General features: G+C 71.3%; 21 protein-coding genes. 14 read left to right on the forward strand and 7 right to left on the reverse strand.

What is annotated here, in order from left to right:
- Nucleotides 1–16: 16 nt before the first annotated feature.
- Entirely contained in the window at nucleotides 17–1426 is a 1410-nt protein-coding gene (locus ACIBG7_RS16800; RefSeq protein WP_357928500.1) for a GAF domain-containing protein, read from the reverse strand.
- 357 nt (nucleotides 1427–1783) lie between these two features.
- Between ACIBG7_RS16800 and ACIBG7_RS16805 the strand changes: the two genes are divergently transcribed.
- From ACIBG7_RS16805 to ACIBG7_RS16825, 5 genes are all read left to right on the forward strand, one after another.
- On the forward strand, nucleotides 1784–2134 hold the full coding sequence (locus ACIBG7_RS16805; protein WP_357928502.1) for a YbaB/EbfC family nucleoid-associated protein: 351 nt from the start codon (nucleotides 1784–1786) through the stop codon (nucleotides 2132–2134).
- 3 nt (nucleotides 2135–2137) lie between these two features.
- Nucleotides 2138–2737 carry a recombination mediator RecR gene (gene recR, locus ACIBG7_RS16810; RefSeq protein ID WP_357928505.1) on the forward strand — a complete coding sequence of 200 codons (600 nt, stop codon included), beginning with the start codon at nucleotides 2138–2140 and terminating at the stop codon, nucleotides 2735–2737.
- A complete protein-coding gene (locus ACIBG7_RS16815; protein WP_357928507.1) occupies nucleotides 2730–3260 on the forward strand; it encodes a DUF5063 domain-containing protein in 531 nt (176 codons plus the stop codon). Before recR ends, ACIBG7_RS16815 begins: the two co-directional genes overlap by 8 nt.
- Nucleotides 3261–3332: 72 nt before the next feature.
- Entirely contained in the window at nucleotides 3333–4607 is a 1275-nt protein-coding gene (locus tag ACIBG7_RS16820) for an aspartate kinase (protein ID WP_357928509.1), read from the forward strand.
- A complete protein-coding gene (locus ACIBG7_RS16825) occupies nucleotides 4604–5662 on the forward strand; it encodes an aspartate-semialdehyde dehydrogenase (protein ID WP_397336775.1) in 1059 nt (352 codons plus the stop codon). The genes ACIBG7_RS16820 and ACIBG7_RS16825 overlap by 4 nt, the downstream gene beginning before the upstream one ends.
- A gap of 168 nt (nucleotides 5663–5830) precedes the next feature.
- Here the strand turns inward: ACIBG7_RS16825 and ACIBG7_RS16830 are convergent, their stop codons facing one another.
- Nucleotides 5831–6430: a hypothetical protein gene (locus tag ACIBG7_RS16830; RefSeq protein ID WP_357928514.1), complete on the reverse strand. Its 600-nt coding sequence runs from the start codon at nucleotides 6428–6430 to the stop codon at nucleotides 5831–5833.
- A 184-nt stretch (nucleotides 6431–6614) separates the two neighbouring features.
- On the opposite strand from ACIBG7_RS16830, the gene ACIBG7_RS16835 reads away from it, so the two are divergent.
- The 4 genes from ACIBG7_RS16835 (at nucleotide 6615) to ACIBG7_RS16850 (ending at nucleotide 10183) form a co-directional block, all read left to right on the forward strand.
- Nucleotides 6615–7271, forward strand: a complete 657-nt coding sequence (locus ACIBG7_RS16835) for a TetR family transcriptional regulator (RefSeq protein WP_397336776.1) — start codon at nucleotides 6615–6617, stop codon at nucleotides 7269–7271.
- 170 nt (nucleotides 7272–7441) lie between these two features.
- Nucleotides 7442–8380 carry an LLM class F420-dependent oxidoreductase gene (locus ACIBG7_RS16840; RefSeq protein ID WP_397336777.1) on the forward strand — a complete coding sequence of 313 codons (939 nt, stop codon included), beginning with the start codon at nucleotides 7442–7444 and terminating at the stop codon, nucleotides 8378–8380.
- A gap of 13 nt (nucleotides 8381–8393) precedes the next feature.
- The gene (locus tag ACIBG7_RS16845) at nucleotides 8394–9800 is read left to right on the forward strand and encodes an amidase (RefSeq protein ID WP_397336778.1); all 1407 of its coding nucleotides are present in this window, start codon (nucleotides 8394–8396) and stop codon (nucleotides 9798–9800) included.
- A gap of 116 nt (nucleotides 9801–9916) precedes the next feature.
- Nucleotides 9917–10183: a YkvA family protein gene (locus ACIBG7_RS16850; RefSeq protein ID WP_357928525.1), complete on the forward strand. Its 267-nt coding sequence runs from the start codon at nucleotides 9917–9919 to the stop codon at nucleotides 10181–10183.
- Here ACIBG7_RS16850 and ACIBG7_RS16855 read toward each other — a convergent pair.
- Both ACIBG7_RS16855 and ACIBG7_RS16860 read right to left on the reverse strand, forming a co-directional pair.
- Nucleotides 10164–11360 (reverse strand): amidohydrolase family protein, encoded by a 1197-nt coding sequence (locus tag ACIBG7_RS16855; protein WP_357928528.1) that lies wholly within the window; start codon nucleotides 11358–11360, stop codon nucleotides 10164–10166. The two genes, ACIBG7_RS16850 and ACIBG7_RS16855, sit on opposite strands and share 20 nt — an antisense overlap.
- Before the next feature lie 166 nt (nucleotides 11361–11526).
- On the reverse strand, nucleotides 11527–12291 hold the full coding sequence (locus tag ACIBG7_RS16860) for an SURF1 family protein (protein WP_357928531.1): 765 nt from the start codon (nucleotides 12289–12291) through the stop codon (nucleotides 11527–11529).
- A 145-nt stretch (nucleotides 12292–12436) separates the two neighbouring features.
- On the opposite strand from ACIBG7_RS16860, the gene ACIBG7_RS16865 reads away from it, so the two are divergent.
- Complete coding sequence (locus ACIBG7_RS16865; protein ID WP_357928534.1) at nucleotides 12437–13090, forward strand: VC0807 family protein; 654 nt, start codon at nucleotides 12437–12439, stop codon at nucleotides 13088–13090.
- Here the strand turns inward: ACIBG7_RS16865 and ACIBG7_RS16870 are convergent.
- On the reverse strand, nucleotides 13087–13554 hold the full coding sequence (locus tag ACIBG7_RS16870; RefSeq protein ID WP_357928536.1) for a helix-turn-helix domain-containing protein: 468 nt from the start codon (nucleotides 13552–13554) through the stop codon (nucleotides 13087–13089). The two genes, ACIBG7_RS16865 and ACIBG7_RS16870, sit on opposite strands and share 4 nt — an antisense overlap.
- A 58-nt stretch (nucleotides 13555–13612) precedes the next feature.
- Here ACIBG7_RS16870 and ACIBG7_RS16875 point away from each other — a divergent pair, with 58 nt between their 5' ends.
- Genes ACIBG7_RS16875 through ACIBG7_RS16885 form a run of 3 tightly spaced genes read left to right on the forward strand, consistent with a single transcriptional unit; the run spans nucleotide 13613 to nucleotide 15741 of the window.
- Complete coding sequence (locus ACIBG7_RS16875; protein ID WP_397336779.1) at nucleotides 13613–14101, forward strand: GNAT family N-acetyltransferase; 489 nt, start codon at nucleotides 13613–13615, stop codon at nucleotides 14099–14101.
- Between the two features lie 26 nt (nucleotides 14102–14127).
- On the forward strand, nucleotides 14128–14724 hold the full coding sequence (locus ACIBG7_RS16880; protein ID WP_357928542.1) for a TetR/AcrR family transcriptional regulator: 597 nt from the start codon (nucleotides 14128–14130) through the stop codon (nucleotides 14722–14724).
- Nucleotides 14725–14781: 57 nt separating this feature from the next.
- Nucleotides 14782–15741, forward strand: a complete 960-nt coding sequence (locus ACIBG7_RS16885) for an NAD(P)-dependent oxidoreductase (RefSeq protein ID WP_397336781.1) — start codon at nucleotides 14782–14784, stop codon at nucleotides 15739–15741.
- Here ACIBG7_RS16885 and ACIBG7_RS16890 read toward each other — a convergent pair.
- The gene (locus tag ACIBG7_RS16890; RefSeq protein ID WP_397336782.1) at nucleotides 15716–16018 is read right to left on the reverse strand and encodes a hypothetical protein; all 303 of its coding nucleotides are present in this window, start codon (nucleotides 16016–16018) and stop codon (nucleotides 15716–15718) included. The genes ACIBG7_RS16885 and ACIBG7_RS16890 overlap by 26 nt on opposite strands.
- A gap of 122 nt (nucleotides 16019–16140) precedes the next feature.
- Here ACIBG7_RS16890 and ACIBG7_RS16895 point away from each other — a divergent pair, with 122 nt between their 5' ends.
- On the forward strand, nucleotides 16141–17505 hold the full coding sequence (locus tag ACIBG7_RS16895) for a methyltransferase (RefSeq protein WP_397336783.1): 1365 nt from the start codon (nucleotides 16141–16143) through the stop codon (nucleotides 17503–17505).
- A gap of 274 nt (nucleotides 17506–17779) precedes the next feature.
- On the opposite strand, the gene ACIBG7_RS16900 is transcribed toward ACIBG7_RS16895, so the two are convergent.
- Complete coding sequence (locus ACIBG7_RS16900; RefSeq protein WP_397336784.1) at nucleotides 17780–20779, reverse strand: AfsR/SARP family transcriptional regulator; 3000 nt, start codon at nucleotides 20777–20779, stop codon at nucleotides 17780–17782.
- Between the last annotated feature and the right edge of the window lie 147 nt (nucleotides 20780–20926).

The following is a 20926-nucleotide window of genomic DNA, read 5'->3' on the forward strand; positions in this document are numbered from 1 at the left end:
GCCCGATACCCGCCGGTCAGTCCAAGGTGAGGCGGCTGCGGGCGGCCAAGGCGCGGGGGTCGTGGGCGGGGAGGTCCTGGGTGAGTTGTTCGAGCACCTCGAAGTCCTCCCGGCCGTTGAGGGTCTGGGCGTAGGTCCAGAGGTCCTCCGGCGTGCCGTACGCCAGCAGACACCCCCGGAGCTGGATCTCCAGCTCGTCGCGCTCGCGCCGCAGTTCGGGGGACTCGGAGCGCGGCAGGAGCGGCCCGCCGTACAGGGTGACGGCGGCGGTGGTGCGGCGGGTGGCGAGCAGGTCCTTGAGGGCGAGGAAGTCGGCCTCGACCCGGGCGTTGAGCCGGTACGGCTTGGCCTCGACGATGCCGCCGAACTGGGCACGGAGCCGGTGGATCTCGGCGCGGAGGGTGGAGGGGTTGCCTTCGTCGCCGTACAGGTAGTACGAGAGCTGCTCGCCGGTGAGGCCGTGGGGGTGGAGCGCGAGGAGGGCGAGGATCTCGGCGTGCCGGGGCGACAGCAGGAGGGTCCGCTCGCCGTACTGGGCGGTGGGGGCGCCGTCGTTGAGGAAGGTGAGCCGGAGCGGCGGCGGGTCGGCGGCGGCAGGGGGACGGAAGAGAAGGAAGCCGTCGTGGAAGGGTTCGAGGAGCCCGAGCGCGCCGTCGGGCAGGACGGTGTAGCCGCCGGGCCCGGGCACGGCGATGCGGTTGCCGAGCCGGCCGTCGGGGTCGCCGGCGAGGACGCGGCCGGTGGAGCTGATGAGGACGCCGCCCCGGTGCCGGAAGGCTTCGCGCAGGACGCGGTCACGCTCGTACATGCGCAGGGCGAGCTGGCTCTCGGCGAGCCGGGCGACGGTGCCGACGAGGGCCACGGTGGCGGGGTGGAGGCTGCGGGACAGGCCGGAGACGTCGATGCAGCCGAGGACCTGGTCGGTGTCGGGGTCGACGATGGGGGCGCCGCTGCAGGACCAGACGTGCAGGGCCGGCAGCAGGTGCTCCTCGGAGTAGACGTGCACGGGTTTGCGCGCGACGAGGGCGGTGCCGATGCCGTTGGTGCCGACGCTGCCCTCGGCCCACAGGTGGCCGTCGGCGAGGCCGACGCGGTCGGCCATGCGCATGGTGGCGGCGTGGCCGTCGCGCCACAGGATGCCGCCGCCGGCGTCGGTGATGACCATGATGTGCGCGGTCTCGTCGGCCATCCGCCGGAGCGCGCCGGTGATCGTGGGCAGGAGCGGGTCGAGCGGGTGTGATCGGCGGACGTCGCCGACGGTGCCCGAGTCGTAGACCAGCGGGGCGACGGCGGTCTGCATGCTGACGCCCGCCTGGAACGAACGACCCCAGGATTCGGAGATCTCCGGGCGCGGGCCGGGATAGGGGGCGTCGGACTCGTGCGCGTTGCGGAGCCGACGTGAGTACTCGTCGAGGTCGGCAGTCACATGTGTGAGCATCGGACGATTGGTGTGCCGCCGCAACCGATTCCGGAGATTGCGCTTGGTGATTGCTTGAGTGCAACGTGTGCGCAACGTTGGAGTCGCTACCTTCTCTTTGGGCGCGTCGGCATGGTGCGGCCGCTCCGGCCGACGCTTGGCCGGGTTCCGGACGCTGGAGGGGGGCCGGAACCCGGCCATAAATGCCCGCACCACCCGGCCATGAAAAGGCCCGCCGACCGGCCATGAAAAGGCCCGCCGACCGGCCGTCGCGCCGACACCTCAGTGCCGCAGTGCGTGGCGGCGCTCAAACACCGTAGGCTCGTGGGAGTTGCAAATAGTCGGAGCCACGAGGAGCGCACACCGGTGAACCCAGGGGATGTCAACCTGCAGCAGTTGCTGGAGCAGGCGCAGCTCATGCAGCAGCAGCTCGTGAACGCCCAGCAGGAGCTCAACGACGCGCAGATCGAGGGTTCCGCCGGCGGCGGCCTGGTCAAGGCGGTCGTGAACGGCTCCGGCGAGCTGCTCGAACTCAAGATCGACCCCACCGTCATCGACGCCGCCGACCCGCAGGAGACGGCCGAGACGATCTCCGACCTGGTCATCGCGGCCGTCCGCGACGCCGTACGCGCCGCGGCCGACCTGCAGCAGGAGAAGCTCGGCCCGCTCGCGCAGGGGCTGGGCGGCGGCGGCCTCGGCCAGTTGCCGGGGTTCTAGGCCATGTACGAAGGGGTCGTCCAGAATCTGATCGACGAGCTGGGCATGTTGCCGGGCGTCGGTCCCAAGAGCGCGCAGCGGATCGCGTTCCACCTGCTCGCGGCCGATCCCGCCGACGTCAAGCGGCTGGCGCACGCGCTGCTGGAGGTCAAGGAGAAGGTCCGGTTCTGCCGGACCTGCGGGAACGTCGCCTCCGAGGAGGAGTGCCGCATCTGCCGCGATCCGCGGCGCGACACGCACGTCATCTGCGTCGTCGAGGAGTCGAAGGACGTCGTCGCGATCGAGAAGACGCGCGAGTTCCGCGGCACGTACCACGTGCTGGGCGGCGCGATCAGCCCGATCGACGGCGTCGGCCCCGACGACCTGCGGATCAGGGAGCTCATGACGCGTCTGGCCGACGGCCGGGTGACCGAGTTGATCCTGGCCACCGACCCCAACCTGGAGGGAGAGGCGACCGCGACCTACCTCGCGCGCCTCATCAAACCTATGGGCATCAAAGTGACACGGTTGGCCAGCGGGCTGCCGGTCGGGGGTGACCTCGAATACGCTGACGAGGTCACGCTCGGCCGAGCTTTCGAAGGACGGAGGCTGCTGGATGTCTGACCACTGGAGCACGCTCGCGGAGGAGACCGCAGGTCACGCGCAGGACTTCATCGACGGTCTGACCCGGGTCGCCTGCGGTGAGGGCGGCGACGCGATCTGGTCGCTGCTGCTCGTCGAGGTCGCCCAGGTCAGCCTGGCCGGCGCCAAGCTGGGCGCCAGCAAGGACGTCATCCTGGCGGGCAACCTCGAACCGGCGATCGGTGAGGACCCCGACCTCGACGGCGTCCGTACGGCTCTCGCCGAACGGCTGGGCGCGGTCGACGACTACGCGGAGGTCTTCGACCCGTACAAGGACACGGGCGTCACCCCTTACCGCCTGTCCGACGACCTGACCGCGGTCGCCGCCGACCTCGTCCACGGGCTGCGGCACTTCCGCGCCGGCCGCCCGCTGGAGGCGTTGTGGTGGTGGCAGTACTCCTACTTCAACACCTGGGGCAACCACGCGGGCGCCGCCATGCGGGCGTTGCAGGCTCTGGCCGCGCACACCCGTCTTGACGTGGCCGAAGAGGCGTTGTCCACATAGTGGTCCGGCTCAGCGGGCGTCCGGGAGGTCGCCGGTAGACTGGCCGTTCACAGTCCAAACCGGGAGACTCTCGTGGCGCTCGTTGTGCAAAAGTACGGTGGTTCGTCCGTCGCCGACGCGTCCTGCATCAAGCGGGTCGCGCAGCGGATCGTCGCGACGAAAAAAGCCGGCAACGACGTCGTCGTGATCGTCTCAGCGATGGGTGACACGACGGACGAACTGCTCGACCTGGCCGAGCAGGTGTCGCCGCTGCCCCCGGGGCGCGAGCTCGACATGCTGCTGACCGCCGGCGAGCGCATCTCGATGGCCCTGCTGGCCATGGCGATCGCCAACCTGGGCTCGGAGGCGCGGTCCTTCACCGGCTCCCAGGCGGGGGTCATCACGACCTCCTCGCACGGCAACGCGCGCATCATCGACGTGACGCCGAGCCGGATCCAGGACGCCCTCACCGAGGGCCAGATCGCCATCGTCGCCGGCTTCCAGGGCGTCTCGCAGGACACCAAGGACATCACCACCCTGGGCCGCGGCGGCTCCGACACGACCGCCGTCGCGCTCGCCGCGGCGCTCGACGCGGACGTCTGCGAGATCTACACCGACGTCGACGGCATCTTCACCGCCGACCCCCGCATCGTGCCCGCGGCGCGTCAGATCCCGCGCATCTCCTACGAGGAGACGCTGGAGATGGCCGCCTGCGGCGCGAAGATCCTGCACCTGCGCTGCGTGGAGTACGCTCGCAGGTTCAACCTGCCGATCCACGTGCGCAGCTCTTTCAGCACCAAGGAAGGCACGTGGGTCGTGGCCGACCCTTACACCGAAGGAACCGAGATGGAGCAGCCCATCATCTCCGGCGTCGCGCACGACCGGAGCGAGGCCAAGATCACCGTTGTCGGGGTTCCCGACAAGGTCGGAGAGGCTGCCGCCATCTTCAAAACGCTGGCCGACGCCGAAGTCAACATCGACATGATCGTGCAGAACGTCTCGGCCGCCGCCACGGGACGCACCGACATCTCCTTCACGCTGCCCACGACGGACAGCTCGACGGCGCTCACCGCGCTGAAGAAGATCCAGGAGCGGATCGGCTTCGAGTCGCTGCAGTACGACGACCAGATCGGCAAGATCTCGCTGATCGGCGCGGGGATGCGTTCGCACCCCGGTGTCACGGCGACCTTCTTCGCCGCCCTCGCCAACGCGGGGGTCAACATCGAGATGATCTCCACCTCGGAGATCCGCATCTCGGTGATCGTGGGTCAGGGTGACGTGGACACGGCGGTCGCCGCCGCCCACAAGGCCTTCGACCTCGACTCGGACCAGGTTGAAGCAGTGGTGTACGGAGGTAGCGGACGATGAGCAGGCCCACTCTCGCCCTGGTGGGGGCGACCGGTGCCGTGGGCACCGTGATGCGTGACTTGGTGACCAACCGCGAGGACATCTGGGGCGAGATCCGTCTCGTCGCCTCGGCCCGCAGCGCCGGCAAGCTTCTGCCGGTCCGCGGCGAGGACCTGGTCGTCCAGGCGCTGACCCCCGAGGTCTTCGACGGCGTCGACATCGCCATCTTCGACGTGCCCGACGAGGTGTCGAAGGAATGGGTGCCGATCGCCGCCGCGCGTGGCGCGATCGTGGTCGACAAGTCCGGCACCTTCCGGATGGACCCCGACGTGCCGCTGGTGGTGCCCGAGGTCAACCCGCAGGACGTGCGCAACCGGCCGCGCAACATCATCTCGACGCCCAACTGCACCACCCTGTCGATGATGGCCGGGATCGGCGCGCTGCACGCCGAGTTCGGGCTCACCGAGCTCGTCGTGGCCTCCTACCAGGCCGTCTCGGGCGCCGGTGTGGCCGGTCCGGAGCGGCTCTACGACGAGATCGAGGCGCTCGCCGGTGACCGTACGGTCGGTTCGACCGCCGGTGACGTGCGCAAGGCGCTCGGCAACAAGCTCACCGAGGAGTCGCCGTTCCCCGCGCCGATCGCGTTCAACGTGATCCCGTGGGCCGGGTCCTACAAGGACGGCGGCTGGGCCTCCGAGGAGCTCAAGCTCCGCAACGAGTCCCGCAAGATCCTCGGCATCCCCGACCTCAAGGTCTCCGCGACCTGTGTCCGGGTGCCGGTCGTCACCACCCACTCGCTGGCGGTCCACGCCCGTTTCGAGCGGGAGATCACCGTGGCCGACGCGCACCGCATCCTGGAGGCCGCGCCGACCGTCGTGCTCGTGGACGACCCGGCCAACGGCGTGTGGCCGACGCCGATCGACGTGGTGGGCACCGACCCGACCTACATCGGGCGGATCCGCCAGGCGATCGACTTCCCGAACACGCTCGACCTGTTCGTGTGCGGTGACAACCTGCGTAAGGGTGCCGCGCTGAACGCCGCCGAGATCGCTGAGCTGGTCGCGGCCGAGCTCTGACCGTCCCCGCCGAGCCCGGCACCTCCTGGAAGGGGTGCCGGGCTCGGCCTTTTCCGGGTGTACGGCAGGCGGTGGCCGAGCCGGGCCTGTGCTTGCCGTACGGCAGGCGGTGGCCGAACCGGGCCTGTGCTTGCCGTACGGCAGGCGGTGTCGACGAGCCGGGAACGGTCAGCGGAACAGGATGTCCCAGTGATCGCTCTCGTCGGCGAAGACCGTGCCGCCTGGTGAGCGATACAGCCGGGACCCGTCGCTCCGCACCCCGACCCGTGGATAGTTGCCGGTGATGAACCGGTCGATGCACCCGTTGTGCGCGATGTCGAGCTTGTACCCCCGCGCGTGGCTGAAGTGGCCGGGCGCGTGCCCCGCCTCGGTGCCGCCGGTCACCATGATCGGGCACCCGCTGGCCCGCTTGAGCGCGATGGCGTCGTGGATGGTGTCGGACCGGACCGCCTGCAGCGAGGTGCACCAGCGGACCCGCCGGTCCACGCACCGCCCGCTGGACTTCCAGCGGAACCCGGCCGAGCTCAGGGCGCGGATGGCGTGGCCGTGCGAGACGCGCACGGTCCGTGGCGCCGGGCGTGGTCGCCGGGCGAGCTCAGCGGCCGCGGCCTTGGTGGCCACCTTTCCCGCGTACCAGCGCGCGGCCTGGACGACGCCCGAGAAGTCGTAGGTACGGATGGTCGGCGGCGGCGCATGCCGTCCCGAGTCGTGCCGGGGTGTCACCGGTGCGGCCGAGGCCGCCGAAGCCAGTGCGTTGACAGAGACCACTGCGCCCAGAAGGGTTACTCCAAGGAGCCGTATCCACATGTCTATCGCTTTCTCTGCGGACATAGCCCTTCCGCCAGAAACATCAATCCCACTGCGCACAGTGGTTCATTCCTGTACCGTGGCGATCTTTGCCAGGTGACCGTGATCACCGTGCCAATTCATGACTTTCGGTAGGCTGGGCGGTGTGTCCCAACCCCGAGGGAACGCCCGCGAGGTGATCGTCGAAACGGCGCTGCGCCTGTTCCGGGAGCGCGGGTACGAGGCGACCACGATGCGGGCGATCGCCGCCGAGGCGGGGGTCTCCGTGGGGAACGCCTACTACTACTTCGCTTCCAAGGAAGCGCTGATCCAGGCGTACTACGACCGCGCGCAGGCGGCGCACGAGGAGGCCTGCCGGGAACTGCTCGCGACCGAGACGGCTTTCGCGGCCCGGTTGAGCGGCGTGCTCAAGGCGTGGGTCGAGGTGTCGGAGCCGTATCACGGGTTCGCGGTGAAGTTCTTCAAGCACGCGGCCGAGCCGGACAATCCGTTGAGCCCGTTCAGCGCGCAGTCCTCGCCGGTGCGGGAGGCGGCGATCTCGATCTACCGGCGGGTGGTCGAGGGGGCGAAAGGCCGGATGGATCCGGAGTTGCGGCGGGAGTTGCCCGAGCTGCTGTGGTTGATGTCGATGGGGATCATCCTGTTCTGGGTGCATGACAATTCGCCGGGCTGCGAGAAGACGTATCGGCTGATCGAGGTTTCGGTGGCGATGGTGGATCGGCTGGTGGGGTTGTCTCATCTGCCGGGGTTGCGGGGAATCACCAAGGACTTCCTGGCGGCGATCCAGGAGCTCAGGGGCTGAGCCGGCCCAGAAACGCCCGTGCCGCCCTGGCGCCGGCTGGGAGCGTCTCCGGGTCGCCGGTGCTCCGCCGGGCCGTTCTGGGGGCGCTGAAGCTCTGGCGCACCCCTACATACCGGTTGGTATGGTGCAGGCACCGGACCGCTCTCTGGAGGTTGGCCATGGCATGGGGCATGACGATCCCGTTCTTCGACCGCTCACTGGCCCAGTCGAAACAGCTCGTCGCGGAGCTGGCCGCGCTCGGCTACACCGACGCCTGGTCGGCCGAGGTCAACGGGGTGGACGGCTTCACGCCGCTGGCGCTGGCCGCCGAATGGGCGCCGGAGCTGCGGCTGGGCAGCGCGATCGTCCCGGTCTCGACCCGGGGGCCGGGCCTGCTGGCCATGTCCGCGGCGACCCTCGCCGACCTGGCGCCCGGGCGGTTCGTGCTGGGCATCGGCGCCTCCTCCCCGGCGATCGTCGAGCAGTGGAACGCCGGCGAGTTCGTCAAGCCGTACGCCCGCACCCGCGACACGCTGCGCTTCCTCAAGCGCGCCCTGGCCGGGGAGAAGGTGAGCGAGACCTACGAGACCTTCGCGGTGAAGGGCTTCAAGCTGGAGCGCGCGCCGAAGGTCGCCCCCAAGATCGTGCTCGCCGCGCTCCGGCCGCGCATGCTGCACCTGGCCGCCGCCGAGGCCGACGGCGCGATCACCAACTGGCTCGCGCCCGAGGACGTCGGCAAGGTGCGGGCGGAGATCGGCCCGGAGACCGAGCTGATCGCCCGCCTGTTCGTGTGCGTGAGCGAGGACGTCGACAAGGTGCGCGAGATGGCCCGCTGGATGCTGGCCACCTACCTCAACGTGCCGGTCTACGCCGCCTTCCACGACTGGCTGGGCCGCGGCGAGCTGCTCCGGCCGATGCACGAGGCGTGGGCGGCCGGCGACCGGCAGGGCGCGCTCAAGGCGCTGCCCGACGAGGTGGTCGACGCCCTGGTCGTGCACGGCGACGCGGAGACCTGCCGGGCCCGCGTCCAGCAGTACGTGGACGCGGGGCTCGACACGCCCGTGCTCGCGCTCATCCCGGGCGGTGAGGTGTCGATCCAGGACGCCGTCCGGGCCCTCGCCCCCCGCTAGAGAGGATCCCGCCATGCTCGAACAGGATGCCTTAGCCCAGGCCCGTGCCGTCCACAAGGGCGAGGTCTCGCCCCGCGAGCTGGTCGAGGCGGCCATCGCGCGGATCGAGGCGCTCGACCCCGAGCTCAACGCGGTCGTGCACCGCCGCTTCGACAAGGCGCTCGGCGAGCTCGACGCCATCCCGGAGACCGCGCCCTTCCGCGGGGTGCCGATCCTGCTCAAGGACCTCGGCTGGGCCCAGGCGGGCGAGCCGTACAACGCGGGGTCGAGGACCCTGGACGGCGTCCGGGTGCTCCAGAGCGGGTACGGCGTGGCCAGGCTACGCGAGGCCGGCTTCGTCGTCCTGGGCCGGACGAACACCCCCGAGTGGGGCACGACGATCACCACCGAGCCCGTCGCCTTCGGCCCGACCCGCAACCCCTACGACCCGGCCTACAGCGCGGGCGGATCCAGCGGAGGCTCGGCGGCGGCCGTCGCCGCGGGCATGGTGGCCATCGCGACCGCCAGCGACGGCGGCGGGTCGATCCGCATCCCGGCCAGCCTGTGCGGCCTGGTCGGCCTCAAGCCGTCGCGCGGCCGGGTCAGCTCGGGGCCCGGGATGGGCGAGGGCTGGAACGGCTTCTCCTGCTCGGGCTTCGTGACGCGCACGGTCAGGGACACCGCGGCGGCCCTCGACCTGGTCGCGGGCTACGAGCCGGGCGACCCGTACGTGGCGCCCGCGTTGCCCCGGCCGCTGGCCGAGGAGGTGGGAATCGAGCCGGGCCGGCTGCGGATCGGCTTCGTGACCGCCCACCCGCGCAAGGACGTCCCGGCGTCCCCCGAGCTGGTCGCGGCGGTGACCGGGGCGGCGCACCTGCTGGAGAGCCTGGGCCACGACGTGGTGGAGGCCCATCCGGCGCCGCTGGCCGATCCGGCCTTCCCGCTGTACTTCGGCGCGATCGTGGCCAACAACGTCGCCGCCGAGGTGGAGAACGTCGGCCAGTGGCGCGGCCGGCCGGTGGACCTGGCCGAGCTGGAGCCGCGCAACCGCGCGATGGCCGAAGGGGCGGCCCGGCACACCGCGGCCGAGCAGATCCGGGCGACGCAGTGGACGGACGCCTTTCGCCGCCGCATGGCCGCCTGGTGGGGCCGGTTCGACCTGCTGCTCGCGCCGTCGCTCGGCGTCGAGCCGTTCGAGCTCGGCTGGATCCCGGAAGACGACCTGAGCACCGCGCTGGGCCGGACCGCGCACGCGGTCTCCTTCACCGCGCCGTTCAACGCCACAGGCCAGCCGTCGATCTCGCTGCCGCTGCATCGCACCCCGGCGGGGCTTCCGGTCGGCGTGCAACTGGTGGCGGCGATGGGCCGCGAAGATCTGCTCGTCCGGGTCGCGTCGCAGGTCGAGGCGGCCCGGCCGTTCGAGCATCCGGCGGCGCGTTAGGGAACCCGCCCGCCGGGGCACTGCGTTGAGTCGTGAGGGAGGTGCTCACGATGACAAAAGCTGTCAGGGCGTGGCGCACGTACAGGGATATCTCACGTCCGGGGACCCCGGGGCTGATGGCCAGGCTCCGGGCGATCCCGCGGATGCTCGGCGCCGCCGGCCGGGGCCACTACCCGGCCCTGGGCAAGGGCAAGCTGACCATGATGGCGTTAGGCCTGGTCTACCTGATCTCGCCGGTCGACGCCATCCCGGAATTCCTGCTCGGGATCGGCGTCGTCGACGATTTCGGGGTCTTCCTGTGGCTCATGGCCTCGCTGCTCGGGCAGAGCGGCGACTACGTCGAGCACGAACGCCGCCGGCTGATCAGATCGACTCCCGCCTGAGCCAGGCTCGGGAGGGCAGGGGGTGGCCGAACAGGCGCGCGGCGTTGCCGTAGGCCACCCTGGCCAGATCTACCGGCGGGAGCTGACCGAGGTTGCGCGTCACCGCCTGCTGGGTGTCGGGCCACGTCGAGTCGGAGTGCGGGTAGCCGCTCTCCTGCAGCACGTGGTCGAGCCCGACGGCCAGGCGGACGCCGGACAACGCGTGGTCGTCGAGCGTGCCGAAGAAGAAGTTGCGCCTGAGCACCTCGCTCGGCTTGAGCCCGCCGTCCCAGGAGGCCTCGCCGGCGACCGGGTGGTCGAGCGCGTAGTCGGCCCGCTCGGCCAGCATCGGCACCCAGCCCACGCCGCCCTCGACGATGAGGATGCGCAGCGCAGGGAAGCGCAGCGGCACGCCCGACCACAGCCAGTCGGCGCAGGCGAACATCGCGCTGGCCGGCATCATCGTGGTGATCGCCTCGATGGGGGTGTCCGGGGAGGGCACCGGCGACCACGAGGACGAGCCGGTGTGCAGGCAGACGACGGTGCCGGTCTCCTCGCAGGCGGCGAAGAACGGATCCCAGTGGCCGGTGTGGATCGACGGCAGCCGCAGCCGGGTGGGGAACTCGGGGAAGACGACCGCCTTGAAGCCGCGCGCCGCGTTCTCCTTGATCTGCTGCGCGGCCACCTCCGGGTCGGGCAGCCACGGCAGTTGCAGGCCGATCATGCGCTCGGGGTAGGTGCCCGCCCACACCTCGATGTGCCAGTCGTTCCAGGCCTTGACCAGCGCCAGGCCGAGGTCCTGGTCGCGGGTGCGGGCGAAGGGCATGCCGGACTGGCCGGCCAGCATGCCGGGGAAGCACAGCGCCGCCCAGATGCCGGCCAGGTCCATGTCCTCGATGCGGGACTCGATGTCGTAGCAGCCCGGCCGCATGTTCTCGAAGCGGACCGGCTCCAGCGTCCACTGCTCGCGCGGCAGGCCGGCGCCGACGTCGAGGCCGACGCAGGGGTAGGTGGCTCCGCCGTACCGCCAGACCTGGTGGCCGGCGTCGGTTTCCACGACCTTCGGCGCCGCCTCGGCGTACTTGGCGGGCAGTCGGTGCTCGAACAGGTCGGGGGGCTCGATGAGGTGATCGTCGGCGGAGATGATCACATAGTCGCGCCGCCTCTGCTCGGGGTGGGGGAGGAGCGCCGTAGTCACGCAGGTAACCGTACGACGTGCGTGAGGCGTCGAACAAGCGGACCCGGGATCGCCGGAGGGGGAAAGGGGCCGGCGATCCCGGTCGCTCCGTGCCCGTGCCAGGCTCGGGCACGAGGGCCCGCCATTTTGAGGAGGGTACTGCTGCTTTGCGGACCCGGCCTCGCCCCTACCCGACCGAGGCGCTTTCAGTCCGCGCGGCTTGACGCCGATCGGCGACCTCGCGTCTGATCAGCAACAACCAGCCGCCGATCGCGACGCCGATGAACAACCACCACTGCACGCCGTAGGCGAAGTTGAGCCCGCCGCCCGCGCCCACGTCGGGCGCCGGCACCGGTTCGGGCGAGGTGCCCGCCGCCGGCCGCTGCTCGATCAGCTCCACGTACCCGCCGCTCAGCTTGTACGGCAGGCGTCCGGCGATGGACTCGGTGTCGATGAGCAGGATCTGCCCGGCCGGAGCCCCGGCGCGCTCCTTGATCCCGGTCGACTCCTCGGTCTCGCTCAGCCGCAGCCGTCCGGTCACCGTCACCTGGCCGGTGGCCGGCGGCGGCACCTCGGGCGCGCTCAGCGCGGTCGCGCCCACCTTGACCCAGCCGCGGTTGACCAGGACCGCCTGCCCCGGCGCGGTGACCAGCGGGGTGAGCACGTAGTAGCCCGGCCGCCCGTTCTGCGAGCGCAGCCGCACCAGCAACTGGTTGGCCGGGTCGTAGGCGCCGCTCGCGGTGACCGCGCGGTAGCGGTTGGCCTCGGTGGCCGGCACCTGGCCGATCGGGGCGGGCGCGGCGGCGAGGTTGGCGGTGATCAGGTCGCTGCTGGAGGACCGCTCCTCGAACCGCCCGAACTGCCAGTTGCCCAGGAAGACGAAGGCCGGGATGACCAGCAGCACCACGACGTGGAGCGTCAGCCATCGAGGGGTCAGCAGGAAGCGGTACACGTCATCCAGGGTAGGCACCGTGGGCACCGGTCGGGCCACCGGACTCCGAGGCCGTCACTTGCGAAAGCGGGACGAAGTCGGCGTCGATCGCGTACGGTCGTGAGCTGTCCCGGAACGCTCCATCCCTCAGGAGCTGCGCTCTCGTATGTCTGTGCTCGAAGCGGCGCCGATCGCGGCGCCGTTCACCATGCCTCCGCTGCCGGCTCTCGTCCGGCACGCGATCCCGCGGGTCGTCGAATCGATGATCATGCCGCCGGTGGTGACCTATGCCGGAATCTTCCTGTTCGACCTGTCGGCCGGGCTGATCGCCGGGCTGTTGTGGGTGTTCGGGTGCGCGTTGTGGCGGCTGAGCCGCCGGGCGGTCCTGCCGGGGCTGGTGATCCTCGCGATGGCGGCGATCACCGCGCGCACCGCCTTCGCGCTGGTGACCGGGAACAGTGTGTTCTACTTCCTGCCGCCGATCGCGGGGGTGTTCTGCGTCGCGCTGGTCTTCCTCTTCTCCGCCCCGACCCGGCGGCCGCTGGCCAGGCGGGTGGCCTGCGATCTGGTGCCCATGCCGGCACGGGTTCAGGAGCATCCGGCGATGCGGCGCTTCTTCCGGCGGCAGTCGCTGATGTGGGGGTGCGTGCAGCTCGGCAACGCGTCGCTGAGCGCCTGGGTGCTCTTCCACGAGAGCGTGCAGGGCTTCCTGCTGCTGCGCACCTCGGCGGTGGCGGTGTTGCTGAGCCTGGCCGCGCTGGCGGCGCTGCTCGACTTCCGCCGGACGTTGTCGGCCCTGCGAGTGGAGGCTGAGCTCTAGGCGCTCTGGAGCTTGGCGCCGGTCCCCGGCTCGGGGGTGACCTCGCGCGGTCCGGGGACCTCGTGTCCTTCGGCGCAGCGGAAGACCTGCTCGATGGGGGCGCCGCAGTCGCGGTGGGTGAGGACGACCGGCGGGCCCTCGGGGTCGGCCAGGTAGCGGTCGCCCCAGTGCATCAGGGCCACCAGGAGGGGATAGAGGTCGCGGCCCTTGTCGGTGAGCCGGTACTCGTCGCGCTGGCGCTGCCCCGGCTCGCGGTAGGGCACCTTCCGCATCAGGCCCTCGTCCACCAGCCGGGCCAGCCGGGCGCTGAGCACCTGCCGGGGGGCGCCGGTCATGGCCTGCATGTCGGCGAAGCGCCGCACGCCGCTGAAGGCTTCGCGCAGCACGAGGAAGGTCCACTTCTCGCCGACGATGCCGAGGGTGCGCTCGATCGAGCAGTTGTCCACCCGGAAGGCCACGTTCATCCGCCCATCATATCTGAGTTCAATTGACAGACCCAGACGAGCGGAGGATGCTGAGTCTATGCTCGGAACTCAGATCCGCCCGGTCACCCCGGAGGACGAGGAGGCGCTCACCCGCTTCCTGAGCGGGTTGTCCCTGCACACCCAGACATTGCGCTTCTTCAGCGGGCTGGGCCGCCCGTCGCCGTGCCTGGTGCGCGGCCTGCTGGCCGTGGACGAGACGCGGGACGCCATGGTCGCCGTCCTGGAGGGGGAGATCGTCGGCCACGCGATGTCCTACCGGGGCGGCCCGGTCGGCGCCGACGTCGAGATCGGGGTGGTGGTGGCCGACCAGTGGCAGGGCGTCGGCATCGGGCCCAGGCTCATCGACGCGATCCTGTCGCGGGCCTGGTTCAGGGGCGCCGAGACGGTCGGCATGGACGTCCTGGGCGAGAACCGCCGGGTCCTGCGCATGATCCGCAGGGCGTGGCCCGAAGCACGATATTCCGTCTCTTCCGGTGCCGTGGAGGTGATCGCTATGATCGGACCGGCAGGGCTATTTGCAGAATAAGGTTCTAGTGGTACACCATTGACCTTGTGAAGACTGCTAAGAACGGACGCGACGGCCGCACCCGCATCATCGAGGGTGCCCTGCGCCGCTTCAGCCAGGACGGCGTCTCCGCCACCACCCTCGCCAGCCTGCGCGAGGAGAGCGGCGTCAGCGTCGGCAGCTTCTACCACCACTTCGCCAGCAAAGAGCATGTCTACGGCGTGCTCTACGCCGAGATCCTCGCCTCCTACCAGGCGGCCTTCCTCGCGGAGCTGACCAGCCACGACGGCGCGAAGGCCGGCATCGAGGCGATCCCGGCCTTCCACATGCGCTGGGCCGGGGAGTATCCCGAGCAGGCCCGCATCCTGGTCAGCGAGCGCCCGCCGCGCAAGAACGAGCCGGGCGGCGCCGAGGTGGCAGAGGCCCGGCGCACCTTCTTCCGCCAGGTCTCCGACTGGTGGAAGCCGCACATGAAGAACGGCGAGCTCCAGCCGGTCCACCCCACCATGTGCTACGTGCTCTGGCTCGGGCCCACCCAGGAGATGTGCCGGCTGTGGTTCGCCGGGGCGCACGCGCCGACCGAGGAGGAGATCAAGGCGCTGGGCGAGGCGGCCTGGCAGAGCCTGCGGCAGCGCGAGGCCTGAACGCCTGCCAACGGGGAGCGATGATCCGCACACCCTCTGTGCTGTATTGTCGGCTTTGTGGGACGACCTCGGGCGCTGGTTCTGACCGCCCTGCCGCAGAGCGCTCTGGCACGTCTCGGCGAGTTCGCGGACGTGGTCGGCGCGCCTGACCGGCCCAACCTCGGCTTCACCGACGAGCAGCTCGCCGACCTGCTGATCGAGACCGGCGCCACCATCCTGATCACCGACGGGGACGAGGTCCGCCGCTCGGTCCTTAGCCTGCCGCTCGACGTGGTGGCCAGCCTGGGCGCCCCGGTCACCATCGATCTCGCCCTCGCCGCCGAACTCGGGGTGAAGGTCCTGCGGGTCGACGACCGCGACTCCGACGCCGTCGCCGAGCTCACGCTGGCGCTGCTGTTCGCGCTCAGCCGGCACATCGTCCCCGCCGACCGCGAGGTACGGCGGGGCCGCGTCTACCGCACCAAGGTGCCACCGGCCGAGCGCTACCGCGGTTCGCGCCTGGCCGGCCGGACCTTCGGCATCGTCGGCCTGGGCCGCGTCGGCCGGGCGGTGCGCTGGCGGTGCGAGGGGCTGGGCATGCGGGTGATCGCCTGCGACCCCTACGTCCCTGAGGCCACGCACACCCTGCCCGAACTGCTGGCCGAGGCCGACGTGGTCTCATTGCACGTGCCGGTCACCGCCGAGACGCGCGGCTTCATCGGCGACACCGAACTCGGCCTGATGAAGCGCGGCGCGATCTACCTCAACACCTCGCGCGGCTCGCTGCACGACCTGTCGGCCCTGGTGGACGCGTTGCGCTGGGGACATCTGGGCGGCGCGGGCATCGACCACTTCGAGGGCGAGTGGCTCGACCCCCGCCACCCGCTGACCCGGCTGTCCAACGTGGTGCTGACGCCGCGCCTGGGCGAGGCGACCGACGAGAGCCAGGAGGAGCGGGCCGAGCGGGTCGTCGAGGAGATCGAGAGCCTGGTGCGGGGCGAGACGCCGGTGGTCATGCCGAGTGCCGGGCTCGTGTAGGCACCCGCCAGTTGCCCGAATCGAGAGAGATGTCCAGTCGCAGCTCGCCCCTGGTGCGCCGCAGCCCCGGCACCCGCACCCGGTCGCGCACGGCGAAGCGGCCATGGCGGGGATAGCCGAATCCGAGCTCTCCCGGAAGCACGCGCAGGTCGTCGTGGTTGCCGCAGCGCGGGCAGGTCCAGGAGACCAGGTCGCGGCCGCGGTGGTAGTCGGAGCAGGCCCGGAAGTACTCGTCGGGCCCGAACCGCGCCTCGCAGGCCAGGCAGGGGATCAGCATCGATCCTCCTCGTGGGATGGTCGGATTGACCGCACCAGAGATATCGCGGGGGACTTGGTCCCCGCTTGTGGAACGCTTGGGTAAGTTGTAACAGTCTGGTTACTGTCCGTCGAAGGAAGTCGATGAAACACCTGCGGAACCTGCTCCTCGAAACCGGCTACACCGTCGACGGGGTGCGCGAGCGGCTCGGCGACGTCGCGGCGACCGCGCTGGCGCGGGAGGAACTGGTCCCGGCCCTGCGGGCCACCCGCGAGCTGGATCCGCTGGCCGTACTGATCCGGCTGTTCTGGCTCGGCGTGCCCGTCGAGGGCCCGATTCCCGCCCCGCTGGTCGAGACCGGGCTCGTGGCCGACGGCCGGGCGCGCTACCACCTGCAGCCCTGGGGCGAGGACGGCTACCTGGTCTCCGACCGCAAGGTCCGCCCCGGTGACCCGGCGCTGCGCCCCGACCACGTCGTGGGCGCCGGCGGCGCCTCGGCCAACCTGGCCCAGCTCGTCACCAGGCGGCCGGTCGAGCGCGCCCTCGACCTCGGCACCGGCTGCGGCGTCCAGGTGCTGGAGCTCGGCGATCGGGCCGCGCAGGTCGTGGCCACCGACCTCAACCCGCGGGCGATCGAGCTGGCCCGGATGAGCTGGGAGCTGTCCGGCATCTCCGGCGTCGACGCCCGGGTGGGCTCGATGTTCGAGCCCGTCCAGGACGAGCTGTTCGACCTCGTGGTCGCCAACCCGCCCTTCGTGCTCTCCCCCGGCAAGCGCTTCACCTACCGCGAGAGCGGCGGCGACGGCTTCTGCCGCGAGCTCGTACGGCAGGCGCCCGACCACCTCAACCCCGGCGGCCAGGCCCACTTCCTGGCCAACTGGCTGCACATCGAGGGCGAGGACTGGCAGGAGCGGGTCGGGAACTGGATCACCTGCGACGGCTGGGTGGTCGAGCGCGACGTCCAGGACCCGGCCGAGTACGTCGAGCTGTGGCTGAAGGACGCCGCCGAGCAGGGCACCCCCGCCTACACCCAGCGCTACGACGAGTGGCTCGGCTGGTTCGAGGAGCAGAAGGTCGAGGGGATCGGCTTCGGCTGGATCACCCTGCGCCGCTCCGACAGCATCGACCCGGTCGTGCGGGTCGAGCGGCTGACCCAGCAGGTGGAGCTCCCGGTGGGCGGCTACGTGGACGAGATCCTCGACGCCATCGGCCTGGCCCACCGGCTGACCGAGCTCGACCAGGCCCGGCTGCGCACCGCCGAGGGCCTCCTGGACGAGCGCATCGGGCTGCCGGGCGCGGAGGACCCGTCCAGGATCGTCCTGCGCCAGACGCGCGGCCTGCGGCGCAGCACCGACGTCGGCACCGTCGAGGCGGCCCTGGCCGGGGTCTGCGACGGCCAGCTCGCCCTGGGCCCGCTGCTCAACGTCATCGCCGAACTGGTCGGCGGCGACCGGGTCGACGCCGACCGGCTGCGCCCGCTCATCGCCGAAGGCTACTTCCGGCTGTGATCCCAGGTCGGGACGCCCTTTGATCCGGCGTTGATCGGGCGTTGAGCCTCCGGGAGCACCCTGAGGAGGCAGGCGCGTCCCGGGGGGTTCGGGGCCGTGCCTGGCCCGGCCGGTCGTCTTGTGAGGCGGCTAGCCGCCGCGTGGAGCATCCGGACAACCGGGCCCCCTGGCGAAGCGCGGCGGCCGGATGACCGGCCGGGCTGAAACCTTCTGGGACAAGGAAAGCCCGTTGTTCAACCACGTGTGGATGACCAGGCTCGACGACGAGCTGTACTCAGGCCTCGACGACGGAATCGACGGCCGCGGCCCCGCCGACGGCCGGGGCGGCGGCGAGGAGGGCCTTGAGGTCGGCGGCCTCGGGAGCACCGAGGCGGGAGAAGATGTCGTAGGCCTGCCGTAGGCAGTCGGTGCTGCGCGAGAGGCTGCCCATGCCGTGCAGCGCCTTGCCGAGCACCGCGAGCGACAGCGCCTCGCCGTAGGGGTGACCGATCTCCCTGCTCACCACGAGAGCCTGTTCGGCGTGCCGGACCGCCTCCGGGTAGCGGCCGGCGGCGATGAAGGTCTCCGCCAGCCGGGAGCAGACCCGCTGCTCCCAGACGCGTTGCTTGCCGGCGCGGAAGAAGGCCAGGCACTCGGCGTGGTGGTGGACCGCCTCGGTGAGGCGGCCGACGCGCGACAGGACGATGCCCAGGTGGTAGCGCGCCCGTGCCATGCCGGCGCCGCTGCCGATCTCGGTGAAGATGGCCAGGCCCTTCTCGGCCGCCGCGATGGCGTCCTCCGGGCGGCCCAGGCCCAGGTGGTCGCGGGCGGAGTAGCTCAGCACGAGCGCCTCGCCGCCGGGCACGCCGGCCTCGCGGTAGCAGGTCATCGCGCGGTCGAACCACTCCAGGGCCTCGGTGTGCCGGCGCTGGCGGCCCACGACGACGGCCAGGGCGTTGAGCACCTCGCCGGTGACGACCTTCTCGCCGCGCTCGGCCGAGAGCCGCTCGACGATCCTGAACTGCTCCTCGGCCTCGGTCAGCCGGTTGGCGGCGAAGAGCACGCGGCCCAGGACATAGCGGGCGCGCAACTCGGCCGCGGGGTCGCCGAGCTTCTGGGCGGTGGCCAGGACGGCGCGGGTGGCGAGGTCGAACTCGCGGGTGTGCGTGCCGGACTCCAGCAGCGGCTCCATCGCCACCAGCAGGTCGCCGGCCGGAAGGAGCTGCTCCGCCGTACGGGAGGCTTCTGAAGCCTGGTTGATCGCGGCGAACAGGGCGTCGCCCTCGGCGATCAGCCACGCGACCGCCTCGTCCACCGAGCTGAAGCTGCGCCCGCTGCCGATCACGACCAGGTGGTCGGCGATCAGGCTGCCCTCGTAGGCCAGGCGGTGCGCGGACTGGGCAGAGGCCAGGTAGAAGCCGAGCAGGCGGCGCAGCGCCAGCGTGCGGGCCTGGACGCGCTCGGCCTGTTCGAGCTGGCGGCGGGCGAACAGCCGCAGCAGGTCGTGGAAGCGGTAGCGGCCCGGCGTCGGCGCCTCCAGGAGGCTGACGTCGACCATCGACTCCAGCAGGTTCTCGGCCTCGAAGGTGCTCATCGACAGCACCGCGGCGGCCGCGCCGGTGGAGATGTCGGGGCTGTTGGGCAGCGACAGCAGCCGGAACGCGCGCGCCTGGGCGGGCGAGAGCTGGCCGTAGCCGAGGGCGAAGGTGGCCTCGACGGCCAGGTTGCCCACCCGCATCTCGTCCAGGCGGTGCCGCTCGTCGGCCAGCCGCGAGACGATCGAGCTGACCGTCCAGCTCGGCCGCGCGGCCAGGCGCGCGGCGACGATGCGTACGGCCAGCGGCAGGAACCCGCACGCGGCGACCACGTCCATGGCCGCGGCCCGCTCGGCGGCCACCCGCTCCGGCCCGGCCACCGCGGCGAACAGCGACAGGGCCTCGTCCGGTTCGAGGACGTCGAGGTCGATCAGCCGGGCGGAGGGCAGGTCGGCCAGCTTGGCGCGGCTGGTGATCAGCGTCGCGCACCCCTGGGAGCCGGGCAGCAGCGGCGTGACCTGCGCGGCGTCGCGGGCGTTGTCCAGCAGCACGAGGATGCGCCGGTCGGACAACAGCGAGCGGTACAGCGCCGAGCGCTCGGCCAGGCCCTCGGGGATGACGTCCGGCGGGATGCCGAGCGCGCGCAGGAAGGCGCCGAGCGCGGACTCGGGCGCGGTCGCCTCGTCGGTGTAGCCCCGCAGGTCGGCGTAGAGCTGGCCGTCGGGGAAGAGGTCGTCGCAGGCGTGCGCGACGTGCACGGCCAGGGCGGTCTTGCCGACGCCGCCGATGCCGCAGATGGCCGCGACCGGCACGCCCTCCACGGCGCTCTGCGCCGCCAGCAGGCTGCGCAACCGGCCGACCAGCTCGCGGCGGCCGGTGAAGTCGTTGACCGCGGCGGGCAACTGCGCCGGGCGGGGCAGGTCGAGCCAGCGCTCCTCCTCCGCCTCCTCCGGCGCGGGCGCCGGGCCGGTCTCGGCCGGCGGAGTGGCGGCCAGGCCGGGGTCGGCGTTGAGGATGCGCTGGTGCAGGGCCGACAGCTCGGGGCCGGGCTCGATGCCCAGCTCCTCGATCAGCGCCTCGCGGGTCTCGGTGAAGACGTTGAGCGCGTCGCCCTGCCGGCCGCAGCGGTAGTAGGCCAGCATGAGCTGGGCGCGCAGCCGCTCGCGCAGCGGGTGGTCGGCGGTGAGCGCGATCAGCTCCGAGACCACCGCGGCGTGTTGGCCGAGCTCCAGGTCGAGGTCCATGAGCGTCTCGACGACGGTCAGCCGCCGCTCGACCAGCCGGTCGCGCTGGTGGTCGGCGTACGGGCCGACCGCGCCGGCCAGGGGCTCGCCCTCGAAGAGCGCGACCGCCGAGCGCAGGGACTCGGCGGCGTCCTTGAGCGCGCCGGCCTTGCGGGCGGCCTCGCCCTCGTGCACCAGGCGCTCGAAGCGGGTCAGGTCGAGCGCGCCGTCCTCCAGGCGCAGCGCGTAGCCGCGGCCGACCGAGGTGAGCAGTTCGGGACGGGAGCGGGCCGGCCGGTCGGGCTCCAGGACCGTGCGCAGCCGGGAGACGTAGGTTCGCAGGGCGCCGAGCGCCCGAGGAGGCGCGTCGTCGCCCCACACGGCGTCGATCACCTCCGTCGGGGTGACCGCCCGGCCTTCGCGCAGCAGCAGGACACCGAGGATCGACCGCTGCAACGGAGTACCCAGGTCGAGCTCGATGCCCTCACGCCAGGCCCGGACGGGACCGAGCACGGCGAACCGCAGTCCTCCAGCCATGCCCCTGTCTCCCAGTCAAAGGAATATTTTGTGACCAAATGATAGAACGACTCATGCCTAACACATAGGCATGCCTTGATTCGTTCATCGAAGTGTTGATCGAGCGTTGATCAGGCATTGAGCCCGAAAGCCCATGCTCTCTATCAA

Source organism: Nonomuraea sp. NPDC050328, from assembly GCF_044459405.1.
Lineage (GTDB): Bacteria > Actinomycetota > Actinomycetes > Streptosporangiales > Streptosporangiaceae > Nonomuraea.

Bases quoted from the DNA above. Each gene is read 5' to 3' on its own strand.
- recR (WP_357928505.1), top strand. From the start codon at position 2,138: ATGTACGAAGGGGTCGTCCAGAATCTGATCGACGAGCTGGGCATGTTG.
- ACIBG7_RS16815 (WP_357928507.1), top strand. From the start codon at position 2,730: ATGTCTGACCACTGGAGCACGCTCGCGGAGGAGACCGCAGGTCACGCG.
- ACIBG7_RS16825 (WP_397336775.1), top strand. From the start codon at position 4,604: ATGAGCAGGCCCACTCTCGCCCTGGTGGGGGCGACCGGTGCCGTGGGC.
- ACIBG7_RS16840 (WP_397336777.1), top strand. From the start codon at position 7,442: ATGACGATCCCGTTCTTCGACCGCTCACTGGCCCAGTCGAAACAGCTC.
- ACIBG7_RS16845 (WP_397336778.1), top strand. From the start codon at position 8,394: ATGCTCGAACAGGATGCCTTAGCCCAGGCCCGTGCCGTCCACAAGGGC.
- ACIBG7_RS16850 (WP_357928525.1), top strand. From the start codon at position 9,917: ATGGCCAGGCTCCGGGCGATCCCGCGGATGCTCGGCGCCGCCGGCCGG.
- ACIBG7_RS16865 (WP_357928534.1), top strand. From the start codon at position 12,437: ATGTCTGTGCTCGAAGCGGCGCCGATCGCGGCGCCGTTCACCATGCCT.
- ACIBG7_RS16870 (WP_357928536.1), bottom strand. From the start codon at position 13,554: ATGAACGTGGCCTTCCGGGTGGACAACTGCTCGATCGAGCGCACCCTC.
- ACIBG7_RS16875 (WP_397336779.1), top strand. From the start codon at position 13,613: ATGCTCGGAACTCAGATCCGCCCGGTCACCCCGGAGGACGAGGAGGCG.
- ACIBG7_RS16890 (WP_397336782.1), bottom strand. From the start codon at position 16,018: ATGCTGATCCCCTGCCTGGCCTGCGAGGCGCGGTTCGGGCCCGACGAG.
- ACIBG7_RS16895 (WP_397336783.1), top strand. From the start codon at position 16,141: ATGAAACACCTGCGGAACCTGCTCCTCGAAACCGGCTACACCGTCGAC.
- ACIBG7_RS16900 (WP_397336784.1), bottom strand. From the start codon at position 20,779: ATGGCTGGAGGACTGCGGTTCGCCGTGCTCGGTCCCGTCCGGGCCTGG.